The sequence below is a fragment of the Nocardioides sp. SR21 genome (genome assembly GCF_022761125.1).
Taxonomy (GTDB): domain Bacteria; phylum Actinomycetota; class Actinomycetes; order Propionibacteriales; family Nocardioidaceae; genus Nocardioides.
This window is the reverse complement of the sequence record NZ_JAKWJR010000017.1, coordinates 14,057-29,395: the sequence shown is the minus strand read 5'-3', so window position 1 is coordinate 29,395 and position 15,339 is coordinate 14,057. Positions and strand designations below refer to the sequence as shown.

The 15,339-nt window shown below is 70.2% G+C and carries 15 protein-coding genes; 7 read left to right on the top strand and 8 right to left on the bottom strand.

All coding sequences use genetic code 11. The annotated features are described in order from the left end of the window. Nucleotides 1-17 precede the first annotated feature (17 nt). Entirely contained in the window at nt 18-1,184 is a 1,167-nt protein-coding gene (locus MJ604_RS22980; protein WP_243061066.1) for a glutamate--cysteine ligase, read from the top strand. Further along, nucleotides 1,177-2,640, top strand: coding sequence for a glutamate-cysteine ligase family protein (locus tag MJ604_RS22975; RefSeq protein WP_243061064.1), 1,464 nt, complete (start codon nt 1,177-1,179; stop codon nt 2,638-2,640). The genes MJ604_RS22980 and MJ604_RS22975 overlap by 8 nt, the downstream gene beginning before the upstream one ends. 8 nt (nt 2,641-2,648) lie before the next feature. Here the strand turns inward: MJ604_RS22975 and MJ604_RS22970 are convergent, their stop codons facing one another. Further along, the gene (locus tag MJ604_RS22970) at nt 2,649-3,071 is read right to left on the bottom strand and encodes a hypothetical protein (protein WP_243061062.1); all 423 of its coding nucleotides are present in this window, start codon (nt 3,069-3,071) and stop codon (nt 2,649-2,651) included. A gap of 64 nt (nt 3,072-3,135) precedes the next feature. Here MJ604_RS22970 and MJ604_RS22965 point away from each other — a divergent pair, with 64 nt between their 5' ends. Next, nucleotides 3,136-3,537 (top strand): universal stress protein, encoded by a 402-nt coding sequence (locus MJ604_RS22965; protein WP_243061060.1) that lies wholly within the window; start codon nt 3,136-3,138, stop codon nt 3,535-3,537. Between the two features lie 72 nt (nt 3,538-3,609). Here MJ604_RS22965 and MJ604_RS22960 read toward each other — a convergent pair whose 3' ends face one another. The 7 genes from MJ604_RS22960 to MJ604_RS22930 form a co-directional block, all read right to left on the bottom strand. Continuing rightward, entirely contained in the window at nt 3,610-4,566 is a 957-nt protein-coding gene (locus MJ604_RS22960) for a D-2-hydroxyacid dehydrogenase family protein (RefSeq protein ID WP_243061059.1), read from the bottom strand. Beyond that, on the bottom strand, nt 4,563-5,039 hold the full coding sequence (locus tag MJ604_RS22955; protein ID WP_243061056.1) for a hypothetical protein: 477 nt from the start codon (nt 5,037-5,039) through the stop codon (nt 4,563-4,565). Before MJ604_RS22955 ends, MJ604_RS22960 begins: the two co-directional genes overlap by 4 nt. A gap of 31 nt (nt 5,040-5,070) precedes the next feature. Beyond that, a complete protein-coding gene (locus tag MJ604_RS22950) occupies nt 5,071-5,676 on the bottom strand; it encodes a GNAT family N-acetyltransferase (protein WP_243061054.1) in 606 nt (201 codons plus the stop codon). Continuing rightward, nucleotides 5,673-6,299: a DUF2306 domain-containing protein gene (locus tag MJ604_RS22945; RefSeq protein WP_243061053.1), complete on the bottom strand. Its 627-nt coding sequence runs from the start codon at nt 6,297-6,299 to the stop codon at nt 5,673-5,675. Before MJ604_RS22945 ends, MJ604_RS22950 begins: the two co-directional genes overlap by 4 nt. After that, the gene (locus MJ604_RS22940) at nt 6,296-6,535 is read right to left on the bottom strand and encodes a hypothetical protein (RefSeq protein ID WP_243061051.1); all 240 of its coding nucleotides are present in this window, start codon (nt 6,533-6,535) and stop codon (nt 6,296-6,298) included. The genes MJ604_RS22945 and MJ604_RS22940 overlap by 4 nt, the downstream gene beginning before the upstream one ends. A 74-nt stretch (nt 6,536-6,609) precedes the next feature. Then, on the bottom strand, nt 6,610-9,396 hold the full coding sequence (locus MJ604_RS22935; protein ID WP_243061050.1) for a LuxR C-terminal-related transcriptional regulator: 2,787 nt from the start codon (nt 9,394-9,396) through the stop codon (nt 6,610-6,612). Nucleotides 9,397-9,484: 88 nt separating this feature from the next. Further along, complete coding sequence (locus MJ604_RS22930; protein WP_308194172.1) at nt 9,485-10,021, bottom strand: XRE family transcriptional regulator; 537 nt, start codon at nt 10,019-10,021, stop codon at nt 9,485-9,487. Nucleotides 10,022-10,191: 170 nt separating this feature from the next. Here MJ604_RS22930 and MJ604_RS22925 point away from each other — a divergent pair, with 170 nt between their 5' ends. The 4 genes from MJ604_RS22925 to MJ604_RS22910 all read left to right on the top strand — a co-directional run bounded on the left by MJ604_RS22925 (nt 10,192) and on the right by MJ604_RS22910 (nt 15,310). After that, the gene (locus MJ604_RS22925; protein WP_243061047.1) at nt 10,192-11,223 is read left to right on the top strand and encodes an NAD(P)/FAD-dependent oxidoreductase; all 1,032 of its coding nucleotides are present in this window, start codon (nt 10,192-10,194) and stop codon (nt 11,221-11,223) included. 106 nt (nt 11,224-11,329) lie between these two features. Further along, on the top strand, nt 11,330-11,617 hold the full coding sequence (locus tag MJ604_RS22920; protein WP_243061045.1) for a hypothetical protein: 288 nt from the start codon (nt 11,330-11,332) through the stop codon (nt 11,615-11,617). Nucleotides 11,618-11,901: 284 nt separating this feature from the next. Next, a complete protein-coding gene (locus MJ604_RS22915; protein WP_243061043.1) occupies nt 11,902-14,067 on the top strand; it encodes an MMPL family transporter in 2,166 nt (721 codons plus the stop codon). A gap of 274 nt (nt 14,068-14,341) precedes the next feature. Further along, entirely contained in the window at nt 14,342-15,310 is a 969-nt protein-coding gene (locus MJ604_RS22910) for an NADPH:quinone oxidoreductase family protein (protein ID WP_243061041.1), read from the top strand. The last annotated feature ends 29 nt before the right edge of the window (nt 15,311-15,339 follow it).

Genomic DNA, 15,339 nt, shown 5'->3' with positions numbered 1-15,339 from the left:
CCGGGTACGCACCAGTCATGACCCGCAAGCTCGGCATCGAGGAGGAGCTGCTGCTCTTCGACCCCGAGACCCGCGCCGTCGTGCCGGCCGCGCCGAGGGTGCTCAAGGAGTTCCGCGAGCACGGCCACGGCCGCCTGCGGGCCCGCGCCGCGACCGACGAGCTCGATCACGAGCTGTTCCGCCACCAGCTCGAGACGCGCACCGACCCGACCACCGACGCGGCCGACGCGCTCGCCCAGCTGGTCGCGGCCCGCCGCACCGCCGGCGAAGCCGCCCGCGCCGCCGGTCTCGCCGCAGGAGCCTGCGCCACCGTGCCACTCGCCGGCGAGCAGTCGGTGGTCACGTCGAACGACCGCTACCGCGACATGGTCGAGCGGTACGGCGAGGTCGCGCGCACCGGGGGTACCTGCGGCATGCACGTCCACATCGACATCGACTCCGACGAGGAGGGCGTCGGGATCATCGACCGGATCTCCCCGTGGCTGCCGACCCTGCTGGCCGTCAGCTCCAACTCACCGTTCGTCGACGGGCGCGACTCCGGCTACTCCTCCTGGCGTGCCCAGGTCTGGGCCCGCTGGCCGAGCGCCGGCCCCACCGAGGCGTTCGGCTCGGCCGACGGCTACCGCTCCGTGACGCAGGCGCTGCTCGACTACGGCGCTGCGCGCGACGTCGGGATGCTCTACTTCGACGCCCGGCTCTCGGTCGCACAGCCCACCGTCGAGATCCGGTTGTGCGACGTCTGCACCGACCCGCTCGAGGCGATCGCGCTGGCGGCGTTGATCCGCGCCCTGGTCGAGACCGCGGCGCGGGACTGGGCCGACGACCGGCCGGTGCCGCGGTGGCGTGCCGAGGCGTTGCGCGCCTGCCAGTGGCGCGCATCGCGCTTCGGCACCTCCGAGCGGCTCGTCCACCCCACCGAGCGCGAGCTGCGTCCGGCCCGCGAGGTGCTGGAGGCGCTGATCCGCGCCGTCGAGCCCGCCCTGCGCGAGGCAGGAGACCTCGACCGGACCGCAGGGCTGCTGGAGTACGCCATCGGCGACAACGGAGCGGCGCGACAGCGGTCGGCCTTCGAACGGTCCGGCAGCATCGAGGCGGTGGTCGACGACGTCATCCTCCGGACGGAGACGTCCTGGCTGGTCCACGACACGGCACCCGGCGAGGGCCTAGGGTCGGTCCATGGGTGAGGAAGTCGAGGCTCAGGAGTTCTCCCGGGCCGACCGCACGCGGCACCGGGAGAAGGTGCGCCGCAACCTCGACGTCTTCGCCAGGATGCTGCGCGAGGCACGCTTCGACACCGACGACCCGATGACCGGGATGGAGGTGGAGCTCAACCTGGTCGACGAGAACGGTGACCCCGCGCTGAAGAACGCCACCGTCCTCGAGGCGATCGCCGACCCGGACTTCCAGACCGAGCTGGGCCAGTTCAACATCGAGATCAACGTGCCGCCGGCCAAGCTCCGCGAGGGCGGGCTGACGACGTTTGAGGACAGCCTGCGCCGCAGCCTCAACTCCGCCGAGCAGAAGTCCTCGGAGGTCGGCGCCCACATGGTGATGATCGGGATCCTCCCGACCCTCGCCGACGGCCACCTCCGACTGGACAGCCTCAGCGCCAACCCCCGCTACAAGCTGCTGAGCGAGCAGATCCTGAACGCGCGCGGCGAGGACATCACGATCGCGATCGACGGCCGCGAGCGGCTGCGCACCACCGCGGACTCCATCGTCCCGGAGGCGGCCTGCACCAGCACCCAGTTCCACGTGCAGACCTCGCCGGACCAGTTCGCGGCGTACTGGAACGCCTCCCAGGCGATCGCGGCCGTCCAGGTCGCGGTCGCCGCGAACTCGCCGTACCTCCTCGGCAAGGAGCTGTGGCGCGAGACCCGGATCCCGCTGTTCGAGCAGGCCACCGACACCCGCAGCGAGGAGCTCAAGGCGCAGGGCGTGCGGCCGCGGGTGTGGTTCGGCGAGCGCTGGATCACCTCGGTGTTCGACCTCTTCGAGGAGAACGTCCGGTTCTTCCCGGCACTGCTCCCGATCACCGACGACGAGGACCCGCTCGAGACCCTCGAGAACGGCGAGGCGCCCAGGCTCGGCGAGCTGCGCCTGCACAACGGCACGATCTACCGCTGGAACCGCCCGATCTACGACGTCGCCGACGGCGTCCCTCACCTGCGGGTGGAGAACCGGCTGCTCGCCGCGGGGCCGACGGTCGCCGACACCGTCGCGAACGCCGCGTTCTACTTCGGGCTGGTCCGCGCCCTGGCGGAGAGCGAGCGACCGCTGTGGTCGCAGATGTCGTTCAGTGCCGCCGAGGAGAACTTCCACGTCGCCGCGCGGCAGGGGATCGACGCGCAGATCTACTGGCCGGGGATCGGGCAGATCCGCGCCACCGAGCTGGTGCTGCGCCGGCTGCTGCCGCTGGCGCACCAGGGGCTGGAGGCCTGGGGCGCGTCGTCGGCGGAGATCGACCGGCTGCTCGGCATCATCGAGCAGCGCTGCCTGATCGGCACCAACGGCGCCGAGTGGTTCGTGGACAAGATGCACGCCTACGGCGACGGCGACCGGTACGACGCCTTGCGCGCCACGCTGCTCGAGTACACCAGCGGCATGCACAGCAACGAGCCCGTGCACACCTGGGTCTGACGCCGGCGCTATCTCTCGCGGATCCGCTTCCACACGCGACGGGTGCCGCTGCGCGGGTCGAACCAGCCGGTCCGGGTGACGACGACCAGCGTCAACGCCACCCCGGCCTCCGCGGTCGCCGACCGGGCCGCGCTCAACCACTGCGCGTCGACGTCCTCGAGGACCAGCGGTCCCGGTCGGGTCAGCCAGACCATCGGCACCGTTCGGCCGCGCCTCGAGCGCTGCAGCAGCGCGGCCACCACGTCGGCGCGCAGCCCGTGGTCGAGCGGCTCGTCGGGCACCACCGCGAAGACCTCCTCGGACCCGCCCGGCACGCCGACGTGGACGAGGGCGGGGAAGGTGCGGCGCCGTTCGGCGCGAGCGTGATCGACCACCGCGCGGCGCAGCACCGCGGCCAGCGCCGGGGCGACCGGTTCGGAGATCCCTTCCACGAACGCGAGCCTTCCCCATCCAGGCCCGTGCATGAGTACGTCCTCCACAGGTAACGTGCCCGTCATGGGAACAGTCGTCGTCGGATACGTGCCCAAGCCCGAGGGCGAAGCCGCCTTGCAGAAGGCCATCGATGAGGCCAAGCTGCGTCGGGCCAAGCTCGTGGTCGTGAACTCGCATCGCGGGGGCACCGACTTCGACGCCGACGCCTCGACCAAGGCCGAGCGCGAGATGAACGGCGTGCGCAAGACCCTCGAGGGCTCCGGCGTCGACTACGACGTCCGGCAGCTGGTGCGCGGCTTCGAGCCCGCCGAGGACCTGCTCAGCATCGCCGAGGCGAGCAACGCCGAGCTGGTCGTGATCGGCCTGCGCCGCCGCTCGCCGGTCGGCAAGCTCATCCTCGGCAGCAACGCCCAGCGGGTGCTGCTCGACGCCCACTGCCCGGTGCTCGCGGTCAAGGCCGACTGAGTCCGCTCGCGGATGCCGGATGCCGGCGCGACGGCGACCGGGTAGCTGTGCGCGGTCGGCGCTGACGCGAGGTCAACTCAGTCTGCGGATCGGCTGGCCGGACTGCCAGGCCGTGATGTCCTCGACGACGCCGGTGAAGTAGGCCCGGTAGTTGTTCTCGGTGACGTAGCCGAGGTGGGGTGTGCAGAGCACGTTGGGCAGCGTTCGCAGCTGATCGTCGGCGCGCAGTGGCTCCTCGTCGTACACGTCGAGGCCAGCGCCCGCGATCCGGTTCTGCGTGAGTGCGGCCGCTAGGGCGGGGGTGTCGACGATGCCGGCACGGGAGGTGTTGACCAGGTACGCCGTTCGGCGCATCAGTGCGATCTCGTCGGCGCCCAGCAGGCCGTGGGTGCGATCGGACAGGACGAGGTGGAGCGTGACGATGTCGCTCTGGGCGAGCAGATCGGGCAGGCGGTCGGCACGGCGGACTCCTGCGTCGGCGGCGCGTTCGGCGGTGAGGTTCGTGCTCCATGCGACAACGTCCATGCCGAACGCCTGGCCGATGGTCGCCACCCGGCTGCCGATCTTGCCCAGGCCCACCACGCCGAGTGTCGCGCCGGCGAGGTCGCGGCCGACGGTGGACTGCCACGGGCCGCCGGAGCGGAGGGCATTGCTCTCGGGGACGAGGTTGCGGACCAGGCCGAGGATGAGTGCCCAGGTCAGCTCCGCCGGCGGGGTCGAGCTGCTCGGTGTGCCGCACACCGTCACACCGAGGCGGGTTGCGGCGGCCACGTCGACCGAGGCGTTGCGCATGCCGGTGGTGATCAGCAGCCGCAGGTGGGGAAGCCGGGCCAGCAGGCTGGCCGGGAATGGGGTGCGCTCCCGCATGAGCACGACGACCTCGGCGTCGGCGGCGGCGGTGACGACGGCGTCCTCGTCGAGCAGATGCGTTCGAACGGAGGTCAGCTCGACGTCGTCGAGCGCGGACCAGTCGGCGAACGTCGTCGCCACGCCCTGGTAGTCGTCGAGCAGCACGCAGGTGGTCGTCACGCGTTCCATCCTGCTCGTGTGCCGGTCGCTCGCCAGGGTTCACCCTTCTCGAGCAGGTAGCGACGCCAGGCGTAGCGCCAGGGGATGGCGGCCACGATGACGACCACGAACGTGCAGTTGACGAGAACGTCGGTTGTCGCAGCGTCGAGATCGCCTGCGATGGCCGTTGGGAGTGCGACCACGGCGAGCCAGATGAACTTCCAGGTCATCTCCAGCAACAGCAGTGGGAGCAGCTTGGTCGGGTAGCGCACGCCGAGGAGCGCGAACAGTGACATCGCGACGAGGACGCATACGGTGACGCCTTCGTACAGCGGGAGTGTGTGCGCGTCGGGGAGCAGCGGCCACTTCACTGCGACGAGCCCCAGGCCCATGAAGAGGTAGCCGGCGCGCATCACGTTGAGTCGGCGCACGGACAGGCCGGTCGCGGACGCTGCCGTTGGCGTGTGTGTGGTTGAACCGGTCGTTGTCGTCATGGACGTCTCCTGGGTCTGTGGGCGGGGCTAGTCACGGCGTCCATTCGCCGGCGAGGAGTGCGTAGCCGACGGTGTCGAGCCAGGCGCCTGAGCGGTGGAGGGACTCGGCGATGGCGTGGGTCTCGCGGCGCATCCCGACTCGTTCCATGAGTCGCCAGGAGGTGTGGTTGGCGAGGAAGCAGTTCGCGACGACGCGGCGTACGCCTAGGTCGTCGAAGCAGTGGCTCAGGAGGGCACGGACGGCTTCGGTGGCGTATCCGTGGCCGGCGTAGCCGGGGTCGAGGACCCAGCCGAGCTCTGCTTGGGTGCCCTTGGCGTGTTCGGTCATCTCGAGCTGTGCCCAGGCGTCTTCGCGCCGGAGCATGAAGTCGCCGATGACGGGTGCGTCTGGGTCGTGGCCGAGCTGGATGACGACGGTGGTGGCGAGACGCTCGGGGTCGCCGAACAGGTCGCGGTACCCGTCGAGGTCGGGCGGACAGCCGGTGAGCCATTCGTTGACGGACTCCAGCTGCCGAAACCCCCAGGTGGCTTCAGTGTCGCTGAGGGACGCCGGTCGCAGCGTGAGTCGCTCGGTATGCACGACGCGTTCGAGAACGGGCGATGGTGTCGCGGCTTCGGTGAGGGTGTCGGTGATCATGCGAATGCTCTTCTCGTTCGGAGGGTGGGGCGACGGATGACCCATTCGGCGACGGTGATGTTGATAGCCCAGCCGGCTGCCTTGGCGAGGTCTCCGGCGACCTCGCCCGTGCCGAACGCGGCACCGCCGAAGCCTTCGGTGAAGACTTGAGTGCCGGCGCCCAGTCCGAGGGCGTAGGCGCGAACCATCCAGGCACGGTGTGCCGGGATGTCGCGGTTGCGGGCGGCTCGGAAGCCGAGGACGAGCGCGGCGGCCATCGCTGTGCCGACCAGGAGTCGGAACACGAACAGAAGGTCTCCGGTGCCGGGCTGGGGCGGGTAGAACAGCGTGAGCCACAGCGCGGACCCGGCGACCAGCAGCCCGGTGGCAGCCTGGATGCGCCCAGCGCGCCGGTGCCACGTGATGTGGTGTCGGCGGAGCCGGGGCACGAACTGCAGCACCCCGACCAGGGCGTAGACGGCTGCTCCGACGATGTGCGCGACGAGGGCGACGGGGAAGCCGGCGAACCGTTCGTCGGCGGGCATCAGGTCGGGGCCGCCGGCGAGCTGGACCAGACGCAACGTCCCCGCGGTGAGTGGTACGACGCTGAGCGCGACGAGCCCCACCGGAACCAGGCGGCTCATCGCTCGTCATCCTGACCGCAGCTGGCGCCGGGCGTCACGGAGATGAGCGGTACCCCGATGTCGCGCAGGCGTGCGAGCAGGCCGTGCAGTGCGGCTTGGTCGGCGACCGGTCCGCGCAGGACGGTGACTCCCTCGGGCTCACTTGCGAGGGCCATGTCGTCCAGCCAGGCCGTCCACCGTTCGTCGATGCGGCCTTGGACTCGGATCTCGTAGCGGCAGGGTTCGTGCGTGCTCATGGCGAGCACGCTAGGAACGAGTCTGGTGAGCGGTCGTCACATCATGTGGTGACCGCGGTGGTGATTCTCGGGCCTCAGGCCCGCGCCGAGCGGCTCAGCAGCCCCAGCTGGTGAGCCTTGCTGATGGCAGCGCGACGGTTGTTCACGCCGAGCTTGGTGTAGATGTGCTTCGTGTGGGTCCGCACCGTGTTCAAGGAGACCACGAGCTCGCGGGCGATGGCCGGACCGTCGAGCTCTGAGCCGAGGAGGCGTAGGACGTCGAGCTCCCGGTCGCTGAGCGGGTCAAGCAGCGGCTCCTGCGCTCCGGGCCGGATGTCGGACTGCGGTGCGGTTGCGGGCTGGTCGGCGCGTCCCGCAAGCAGATCTCGGAGGAACGTCGAGGCCGGTCGTTGCTCGGCCAAGGCGCGGAGAAGCTCGGTCAGGCCGGGGGTGTCGAGGAGGAACCGGGGCCACTCTTCGGGTTCAGCGAGCTCGACGGCGTGCTCGAGCGCGGTCTCGGCCGCCTCCTGGTCGCCGGCAGACCGGTAGGCCGCGGCGCGCAGGACCTCGACTTCGAGGACGGTTCCGTCGCGCTCGCCAGCCGTGGCCGCGTCCAGAAGCCGCTCCAGCAGCGCGGTCGCCTGCTGCAGCGTCGCGATGTCGCCGGTGGCTCGGTGTTCGGCGAGCAGGAGCCGGGCCAGGGTGAGGTGCTCGTACTCGCGCAGGTAGCTCAGTTCGTCGTCGGCCCCGACCTTGTGCTCGCGTGCCCAGACCCGGGCGCCGTCGAGGTCTCCGGAGGCGAGGAGGAGTCGGGCACGGGTTGCGTGGATGGGGTGGACGGGTGGGGAGAAGTCGCCGACGTAGACGCGTTGGGCGTCATCGAGGAGCTCGAGTGCGGTCGGCCAGTTGCGCTCGGCGGCCCGAAGGCGGGCCATCGCTACTCGCCACCGGTACGGGTTCTGCGGGAGCCCGGACGGCTCGCCGAGGTCGTCCGCGCGCCGGAGAAGGTCGGCGACCTCGGGAAGGTCGTCACGGTGCCAGGCGATACGGCTCAAGGCGACCAGCATGTCTGCGGTCCCACGCATGACCTCAGGGCCAGCAACCCCGGCAGCGTCGTGCTTCTCGGCGAGGTCGAGTGCTCGGCGCAGAGTGTTCTCGGCGTCTCGGAGGCGGCCGAGGGTGAGCTCCATGTCGGCGATGGCCAAGGAGCATCCGAGAACGTCGGCGATGTGCCCAGCGTGAGTGAGCCGGTCCGCGGTAGCGATGTAGGCGCGATGGGCGGCGCCGATGTCACCGGTGGTCCAGAGCGCGAGCCCCATCAGGCCCGACGCAGACGCGGCGGTGAGGTCGTCACCGGGTGCCGCGAGGCCGAGCGCGTTCTTGGCGTGCACGATGGTGCCTGAAGGGTCGCCCCCGACCAACGCGAGGCCGGCCCGGTACACCTCGAGAGCAGCGGGAAGGCGCTCGAGCTCGCCGTGGTCGACGACCACCAGGTCTGATGCAGGTCTCGTGAGAAGCTGCTCAACGTCGTGGACGCGTGCCTCGATGGTGGCAAAGTCGTTGCTCGCCATCAGGCCGCCGATGAGCCCGACGGCAAGCACGGGGCGCCGGTCGAGCACCTCGACGGGTAGCTGAGTGATCCAGGTGACGATGTCGTGCTCGCGCCGGGCACGCCGCAAGGCAGGCAGGGCCAGCTCGACGAGGTCGGAGGCGGTCGCGGTGTCGCCGGCAGCGAGGGCGTGGCGGATGGCGTCCTCGGTGTGCCCGTTGCCGGCGTACCAGCGGCTGGCCCGCGCGTGGAGGGCGGGAACGTCCTCAGGTCGTTCCTGGAACAGATGCGCGGCCAGGACATCGGCGAACAGGTGGTGGTAGCGGTACCAACGGCGGTGGTCGTCGAGCGGGACGACGAACAGGTTCTGCCGCTCCAGCAGGTCGAGCATCGCCCGGCCACCCGGCCGGCTCTGGTCGTCGGGGGTGGGGCTGACGGCGTCGCACAAGGCGCCGGTGAGTCGCTCGAGGACGGAGGTGTTGAGCAGGAAGCGGCGTACATCCTCGGGTTGACGGCCCAGAACCTCCTCGGCGAGGTAGTCGACCACGAAGCGGTCGTCGCCGGCGAAGCCCGCGATGAACGCGGACGCGTCAGCCCGGTCGCGCAACGACAGCACAGCCAGCTGGAGCGCTGCTGCCCAGCCCTCGGTGCGCGCCTCGAGGGCGGCGACGTCGTCTGCGGTCAGGTCGAGTCCGTGGAGGTCGTTGAGGTAGGCCGCGGCCTCCTCGCCGGTGAACCGGAGGTCGGCCGCCCTGACTTCGACGAGCTCGCCTCGCGCGCGCAGCCGCGCCAGCGGGAGGGCGGGGTCGGCTCGGGTGCTGATGGTCAGCCGCAGTTGTGCCGGAAGGTGCTCGACCAGGAACGTCATCCCTTCGGCGATGTCGGGTCCGTCTGCTAGGTGGTAGTCGTCGAGAACGAGCGAGACTTCGCCCGGGTGGACGCTGAGCTCGTTCACGACGCTCGCGAGGGCTGACTCGATGGGAGCCTGCCCCGTCTGCTGCAGCGCCAGCGCCGCAGAAGCTGAACCGGGGACGGCACGGTCGAGGGCGTGCAGGACGTAGGTCCAGAACGACCCCGGTTGACGGTCGCGATCGGTGAGCGATACCCAAGCCGCCGCCCGAGCACCGCCGGCGCCGGGGTCGACGGGCTCTGCGAGCCAGGCAGTGAGTCGTGTGCTCAGCAGGGTGGTCTTGCCGAATCCGGCCGGCGCTGAGACGACCGTGACCGGAGCGTCCATGGTGCGGTCGAGGAGGTCGTCGAGGCGTGGGCGCGCGACGGTATCGCGGCGCACCCTGGGCAGAAGCAGCTTCGTCTCTACCAGTGTGTCGGCCATCGGCGCCTCCTCCCCGGGCGTCGAACACGACTCGACTCCTCGAGACTAGGGCAGTCCGACCGTCTCGTGCCGGTCCTCAGCCGAGGCTTCATTCGGGTTGCTCGTGGAGGTGTATCCGTTCGCCGGGGCGGCCGAAGATGCTCAGCACCTCGGCCGGCCCGTCGCCGGTTGACCCGAACCAGTGAGGCACCTGGGTGTCGAACTCAGCTGCTTCGCCGATGCCGAGGACGAGGTCCTGGCCGCCGAGCACGAGCCTCATCTGTCCGGACAGCACGTACAGCCACTCGAACCCGTCGTGGGTGCGTGGGTTCGGTTCGGACTGGGTGCGCGGAATGACGATCTTCCACGCCTGGATTCCGCCGGGTCGCGTCAGCGGGAGCACGGTGCGGCCGTTGACGCGACGAGGCTTGAGCCGGATGCGCGGGTCGCCGACCTCTGGGGCGCCAACGAGGTCGTCGATGGGCACCCGGTAGGTCTGCGCGAGCGGGAGCAGCAGCTCCAGGCTCGGTCGTCGCTGTCCGTTCTCGAGCCGCGACAGTGTGCTCTTCGAGATGCCCGTCCGCTCCGATGCCTCGGTGAGCGTGAGCCCCCGTTCCTCGCGCACTCGACGCAACCGCGGACCCACTCGATCCAGCGCGGCCGCGATGACGACCCCTGCGTTGGCCGGGTCCCGCTGTCCGTCGGACTCCGTGCGGGAGCTCGTCTTGGAGGTTGGCATTGCCCCATGGAACGCCCGTTTCCCAGAATCGGCAACAACCATTGTTGAACCGGGAACCCGACGCGCACTCTGGAGACATGAACGCGCACGAGTCCAACCCCGGCACCTCCACCGCCAGCGACGCCAGTGCCGATGCTGGGTACGACGTCGTCATCGTCGGAGGCGGCGCTGCCGGACTGTCCGCGGCCCTGGTCCTCACTCGTGCTCGGCGCCGCGTCGCCGTCGTCGACTCCGGCCAGCCCCGCAACGCTCCCGCCGCGCACATGCAGGGCTTCCTCGGTTCCGACGGGCTCCCGCCCACCGACCTGCTCGCCGCCGGCCGTGAAGAGGTCGCTGGGTACGGCGGCCACCTGATCTCGGGAGTCGCCGCAACCATCACCGCGTGCGAACAGACCGGCGTCCATGAGCGGCGCGCGTTCATCGTCACCCTCGAGGACGGCCACCACCTGCGCGCCCGTCGTGTCCTCGTCACCACCGGGCTTCACGACGAGGTCCCGGACGTACCCGGAGTGCGCGAGCGTTGGGGCCGCGACCTGCTCCACTGCCCGTACTGCCACGGCTACGAGGTCCGCGACCAGCCCCTCGGTGTCCTCGCCGACGCCGACGGCGACGGCCAGACGCTCGGCCAGGCCCTCGCCCATGCGCACCTGGTGCGGCAGTGGTCCGACGACGTCGTCTTCTTCGCCAACGGGCAGACCGTAAGCGTCGCGGCCCGCGAACAGCTCGTCGCCCGGGCCATCGGGTTCGTGCCGGAGAAGGTCACTCGTCTCGTCGTCGACGACGACCGCGTCGTCGGGGTCGAGCTTGCTGGTGGAGGCTTCGTGCCGCGTTCCGCGGTGTTCGTCCGCCCCAGTTTCGTCCCCAACGACACGCTGCTCGCCGAGCTCGGCTGCGCCACCAACGCCACCGGCTGGGTCACCGTCGATGGCACGGGGCGCACCAGCGTCCCGGGCGTGTGGGCAGCCGGCAACGCCGTGAACCCGCGAGCTCAGGTCATCACCGCCGCCGGCGAAGGGTCCGCCGCTGCGATCGCCATCAACGGCGACCTCGTCGACGAGGACCTGCCCATCGCGGTCACCAACTTCCGACACGGCCTCCCCGTCAGCTAGCGCGAACCGAAACCACCCGCACTACGCCAAGGCCGCGGCCACCTGCCGCACACGACCAGCATCCCTGCTGGCCGGCGTCCAATCACGACTCCGAAGGAGCATCTCCATGTCCAACCACGCCTCCAACCAGGCCACGAACCCCGCTGGCCCGGCTCGACCGATTGCGGTCGTCGGGCCGCCCTCGAAGCACCAGCTCGCCCTGATGATCTGGATCGCTGTCTTCCCGACGCTGACCGTGCTCAACCTGACCGTCGGCCCGTCGCTGAAGGACACGAACCCCGTGCTGAGGACCTTCGTCCTGGCGACCATTGCGGTCCCCATCGTCATCTATGGACTCATGCCGCGCCTCCACAAGGCTCGCGGCCGGCTCCTCTCACGCCGCGTCAGCGCCTGACCAACGCTTCCCAGTCCCGTCGGGGCGAGCCGCCGTCCCCCGTGCGCGTCCGCCCCGACGTCGCCGCGACCCACCGGTCACGGCATCACGACGCCCCTGGTTCTCATTCTCGGGACCGGGGGCGTCCGTGTCCGCAACAACCCCGACCCAGCCACGGCCGACGCGGGCCAGTGACAGATCACCACCCGGGTCACCACAGGTGGTGAGGACGACTCACCACATCGGTTCCTACGTTCACAGCCCAACAGAGCACCACCGTCCGCACCGCACTGAAAGGCACGACCATGAACCGATTCACCCGCGCCGTGGCGATGGCCAGCGCGCGACACCCCTGGCGCACCATCACCGGCTGGGTCCTCGCCGTGGTCGCCATCTTTGCGCTCGCTGCCGCCGGCGGCGGCACCTTCGTCGACGACTTCTCCGCCAAGGGCAGCCAGAGCGACCGGGCGATGACCCTGCTCAACGAGAACTTCCCCGACGCCGCCAAGGGCACCGCCCTCGTCGTGTTCCAGGCCCCCGAAGGCACCACCCTCGCCGACGACAAGGCCGCCGTCACCACCGTCCTCGACCAGGTCAACAACCTCGACCACGTCGCGTCCGTGTCCGACCCGTTCCAGACCGGCACTGTCGCGGAGGACGGCACCATCGGCTACGCACAAGTCACCCTCGACGTGCCCGAGCGGCAGATGGGCAAGCCCGCGTTCACCAGCCTGTCCAACGGAGTCAGCTCGCTCGACAGCCCCGACCTGCGAGTCGAGCTCGGAGGCGACGCGGTGTTCCTCAACTCCGAGGACTCGAGCTCCGGCCACGTCGGCATCGGTCTCCTCGTCGCCCTCCTGGTCCTCCTGGTCGCGTTCGGCACGTTCGTCGCCGCCGTCTTGCCCATCGGGCTGTCCCTGGTCGCAGTCGGTGCCGGCATCGGCGGCATCGCCCTCATGGCCAGTGTCATGAACGTCTCCGTCTCCGCCATCCCCGTCGCCGGCCTCGTCGGCCTCGGCGTCGGCGTCGACTACGCCCTGTTCGTCGTCGCCCGCTACCGCGAGAACCGCACGACCGGACGCGACAACCAGACCGCGCTCACCGCCGCGATGGGTACCTCCGGTGCGGCCGTCGTGTTCGCCGGCGGCACCGTGGTCATCGCCACCTCCGCGCTCGCCATCACCGGCGTCGGCGTCCTGACCTCCATCGGCCTCGCGACCGCCCTCATGGTCTTCTCCTCCGTCGTCGCCGCCACCACCCTGCTCCCCGCCCTGCTGAGCCTGCTCGGCGATCGCATCGACAAGGGCCGCATCGGCCGCCGCCACACCCCGAAAGCCGCCGAGGACACCGCCTGGTGGCGCTTCGGGCACCGCGTGTCCGCCCGCCCCTGGCCCTACCTCCTCGGCTCCGTCGCCGTCCTTCTTGTCATCGCAGCCCCGGCGCTGTCCATGCAGACCGCCTTCCCCGCCGCCGGCGACGCCCCCAAAGAGACCACCCACCGACAGGCCTACGACCTCCTCACCGACGGCTTCGGGGAAGGCGTCAACGCACCCCTGCTCGTCGTCGTGGACCTCACGACCGATGGCGTCGACGCGGCCGACGTGGAAGCCATGGCCGCCGAGATCGCCTCGGTACCCGGCATCATCTCGGTCGGCGACCCGCAGACCTCCGAGGACGGCGACACGGTCGTGCTCACCGCGATCCCGACCACCGGGCCGGCCGACCCGGACACTTCGACCACCATCGACCAGGTCCGCGCCACTATCCCCGGCAACGTCTACATCTCCGGCATCACCGCAGTCACCGACGACCTCAACGCCCAGCTCTCGCAGAAGCTGCCACTGTTCATCGGCGCCGTCATCGCCGTGTCGTTCCTGCTCCTGATGCTGGTGTTCCGCTCCATTGCGGTCCCGCTCAAGGCAGCTGTGATGAACCTGCTGTCCATCGGCGCCGCCTACGGCGTCATGGTCGCGGTGTTCCAGTGGGGCTGGGGCGCAGAGCTCCTCGGCCTCGACGGGCCGACGCCCATCACGTGCATCATCGTCGTCATCATGTTCCCGATCCTGTTCGGGCTCTCGATGGACTACGAGGTGTTCCTGCTCTCGCGCATCCGCGAGGAGTACGACCGCACGGGCGACAACACCGAGTCGGTCGCCCGTGGCCTCGCCGGCACCGGCCGTGTGGTGACGTCGGCCGCCCTCATCATGGTCGCGGTCTTCTCGAGCTTCGTCTTCAGCCCGGTTCCGTCGCTCAAGATGCTCGGCCTCGGCCTCGCCGTCGCCATCCTCCTCGACGCCACCGTCGTCCGGATGATGCTCGTCCCCGCGGCGATGGCGCTGCTCGGCAAGGCGAACTGGTGGCTACCGTCGTGGCTCGATCGGATCCTGCCGCAACTGACCGTCGAGACGCCGGAGGTGGCCCCGGACGAAGCGCTGACGCCGGCCCACATGGAAGAGCTCGTGCGTCGCTGAGAAGGAAGGCCCCTCGCAGTCCGGCTGCGAGGGGCCTCTCGGCGTTTGCAACGTCAAACGGCTGATGGCGGTCTCCACGCACGATCAGCCCGCACCGACCCCGGACTCGATCGCATGACGTTTCTCTCACCGCGGTAAGCAATCGCTTAGTGCGCAGTAGCGTCCCGTCGCACAACTCGAGGTTCGCTGGTGCCCACGTTTGCCGTCGTTCGCCGATGCGGCGCCTGAACCGACATCCCCGAACGGACTGGAGCAAGGCATGAAGGCTTGGCGTGTGAACTCACTCGGAGAGCCGGCGCGGGTGATGCGCCTCGAGGAGGTCGCCGACCTCGAGCCAGGCCCCGGGCAGGTGGTCGTCCGGGTCCTGGGCGCGCCGGCCAACTTCCCGGACGTCTTGATGTGTCGCGGGGAGTACCAGGTCAAGCCGACCCCGCCGTTCACCCCGGGGGTCGAGCTCTGCGGTGAGGTCGTGGCGGTCGGCGCCGAGGTCGCCCGGCACACCGTGGGCGATCGGGTGATCGGTATGACGACGCTTCCGTACGGTGCCTTCGCCGAGCTGGCCGTGCTCGAGGAGGAGGCGGCGTTCCCTGCGCCTCCGGAGCTCGACGACGCCCAGGCCGGATCTCTGTTCATCGGGTACCAGACGGGCTGGTTCGCCCTTCATCGGCGGACGTCCCTGCGTGCCGGGCAGACCCTGCTCGTGCACGCGGCAGCAGGGGGAGTGGGGAGCGCCGCGATCCAGCTGGGGAAGGCGGCGGGCGCCCGCGTGATCGCGGTGACCGGCGGTGCAGCCAAGGCCGAGGTCGCGCGGGCTCTGGGCGCTGACGTCGTCGTCGACCGCCACACCCAGGACTTCGTCGACGTGGTCAAGCAGGAGACCGGCGGCCGCGGAGCCGACACGATCTACGACCCCGTCGGCGGCGAGACCTTTGCGCGTTCGGCCAAGTGCATCGCCTTCGAGGGCAACATCCTCGTGATCGGATTCGCCGGCGGAACCATCCAGTCGGCCGCCCTCAACCACGCGTTGATCAAGAACTACTCGATCGTCGGCCTGCACTGGGGTCTCTACGCCCAGAAGGACCCGGCGCTGGTCCGGGAGTGCCACGAAGCGCTGTGCGACCTCGCGCGCCAGGGACTCATCGACCCGCTCGTGAGCGAGCGGCTCGGCCTCGGCGAGGTCGCCGACGGGGTGCAGCGACTGGCTGACGGCGTCACGGTCGGCCGCGTCGCATTCCAGGCCTGAGCAGCCGAGTTTCCGCAGGTCAGACCACC